This is a genomic window from Pseudoalteromonas sp. Isolate6 (genome assembly GCF_022398435.1).
In the GTDB taxonomy this organism is placed as follows: domain Bacteria; phylum Pseudomonadota; class Gammaproteobacteria; order Enterobacterales; family Alteromonadaceae; genus Pseudoalteromonas; species Pseudoalteromonas galatheae.
Genome location: NZ_JAKEVK010000333.1, coordinates 1 through 2,734, shown reverse-complemented (window position 1 = coordinate 2,734; position 2,734 = coordinate 1). Strand labels below are relative to the sequence as shown.

Here is a 2,734-nt window from a genome sequence, read left to right as displayed (position 1 = left end):
TTATTATACATTTATGCATAAATCACAGAAAAATTGACTTTTGACCTAGGTTATAAGTTAGAATGATCTGAATTTGCTTAACATTAGTATCACAACATAACAATCAGAATATTGTTATTAAATAGGAGACAAATAGATGGCAGATAAAAAAGCCACAGTCCATATTGATGGTCACGATCCGATTGAGTTACCGATTTACGAGGGTACAGCTGGTCAAGACGTAGTTGACGTTCGTTCTTTAGGTGCTCACGGCCTATTTACGTATGACCCAGGATTTATGTCGACTGCCTCTTGTGACTCGTCTATCACTTATATTGACGGTGCCAAAGGTGTACTGCTTCACCGCGGTTATCCAATTGAGCAACTTGCTGAAAATTCTAACTATATTGAACTTTGCTACCTACTATTAAATGGTGAATTACCAAGCGAAGAACAACTAGCTGAGTTCTCAGATGAGATCACTCGCAACACAATGATGCACGAGAAAATCGCTGCGTTTTTCCAAGGTTTCCGTGTCGATGCGCACCCTATGGCAATGCTATGTGGTGTAGTTGGTGCGTTATCTTCGTTCTATCACTCAGATTTGGATATTTCTGATGAAGACCAGCGCATGCGTTGTGCAATCAAATTAGTAGCTAAGCTACCAACGATTGCTGCAATGGCGTACAAATATAACGTTGGCCAACCGTTCGTATACCCACGTAACGACTTGAGCTACGCAGAAAACTTCCTTCACATGATGTTCTCTGTACCAGCTGAAGACTATAACGTCAGCCCAGTGCTTGCTAAAGCAATGGATCGTATTTTCATGCTTCACGCAGACCACGAGCAAAACGCGTCAACTTCAACCGTTCGTCTTGCTGGCTCTTCAGGTGCAAACCCATACGCATGTATCGCGGCAGGTATTGCATCACTTTGGGGCCCTGCACACGGCGGCGCAAACGAAGCATGTTTAACTATGCTTGAAGAAATTGGCTCTGTTGATCGTATTGACGAGTACGTTGCAAAAGCAAAAGACAAGAACGATCCGTTCCGTCTAATGGGCTTTGGTCACCGCGTTTATAAAAACTTTGACCCACGTGCGACGGTAATGCGTCAAACGTGTCACGAAGTGCTTAAAGAGCTAAACATTCAAGATCCACTGCTTGACGTAGCAATGAAACTTGAACAGATTGCCCTAGAAGACCCTTACTTCATCGAGAAGAAACTATACCCGAATGTAGACTTCTATTCTGGTATCATTCTTAAAGCAATCGGTATTCCAACAAGCATGTTTACGGTTATCTTCGCGATGTCTCGTACTGTGGGTTGGATTTCACACTGGAACGAAATGCTTTCTCAACCAGGACACAAAATTGGTCGTCCGCGTCAGCTTTACAAAGGCTACACGTCTCGCGACTACAAAACACAAAACGACAGATAATCTCGTTATTGTGTTTGAAAAGGCCGCTTAATGCGGCCTTTTTTGTTTTAATATCGCCGCGTATTCGTTAGAATCGCGCTGCTCAATTAACTCAGGTACGTTATGACTGACATTCAATCTCTGCGCAACGACTTTCCAATTTTGAACAAACAACTTGATGGACAGCCGCTTTGCTATCTTGACTCTGCTGCAACTGCGCAAAAACCGAACAAAGTCATCGATGTCATAAAATCTTTTTATCAAGATGAGAATTCAAACGTACATAGAGGTTTACACACGCTTAGTGAAAACGCCACCGTTCGCTACGAAAGTGCCCGAGAAACAGTTGCAAATTTTTTAAATGTAGAAACACGAGAAATAGTATGGACCAGCGGCGCTACTGAATCTCTAAATTTGTTGGCTCATGGCCTGAGTGCATGCTTCAATTCAGACAGCGTCATTGCCATCAGTCCTTTTGAACATCACGCTAACGTAGTGCCTTGGCAAGAAGCCTGTCAACGTACCGGGGCAACTTTATTAGTGTTACCTATGTTAGACGGCATCCTCGATGAGCAAGGCGCTATTGCGCTGTTAAAACAACATAAACCTGATGTGTTAGCAATGGGCCACGTTTCAAACGCACTTGGGAATATTCATCCAATTAAGTCGCTCATTTCGGTTTGTAAGGCATTGGGTACCATCACGGTTATCGACGGCGCACAGTCTTTACTGCATTTAAGGCCTGATCTGAAGGCACTGGATTGCGACTTTTATGTTTTTTCAGCTCATAAAGCGCTTGGACCAACAGGTGTCGGCGGGCTTTATGGTAAATACCAGCAACTAAATGCGCTCCCCGTGTATAAAACCGGCGGCGAAATGATAAAAGAAGTGAGCTTCGAGCGATCCAGCTATCGAGAGGCACCTGGCAAGTTTGAACCCGGCACGCCCAATATTTCTGGCGTTATCGGTTTTGCCGCAGCGATAGATTATATAAACAAGATTGAGCACAGTGCACTTCAACGATATGAGCAAACGCTCTACCACGCCCTTTTAGAAAAGCTAAGACAGATTGAAGGCATCACGGTTTATGGCGATACACAAAACAATGTTGGCGTAGTCAGTTTTAACTATAAAAGCGAGCATCACTACGATCTTGCCACACTACTCAATACATACGGCGTAGCAGTCAGAAGCGGACATCATTGTACTCAGCCTCTTATGAAAATGCTCAAGGTTAACGGGACAGTGCGTGCAAGTTTGGCTTTTTATAATAACCAAGATGATATTGAGCATTTTATTAATGCGTTAAATGCCACAATAGAATTATTAGAT

At 43.2% G+C, this 2,734-nt stretch carries 2 protein-coding genes; both read left to right on the top strand.

Annotation, left to right across the window (positions count from 1 at the left end):
- The first annotated feature begins 136 nt into the window (after positions 1–136).
- Positions 137–1,423, top strand: coding sequence for a citrate synthase (locus L1D50_RS22515; protein ID WP_010371472.1), 1,287 nt, complete (start codon positions 137–139; stop codon positions 1,421–1,423).
- 102 nt (positions 1,424–1,525) lie between these two features.
- A partial coding sequence (locus tag L1D50_RS22510) for a cysteine desulfurase (protein WP_128728236.1) occupies positions 1,526–2,734 on the top strand: 1,209 nt, incomplete at its 3' end.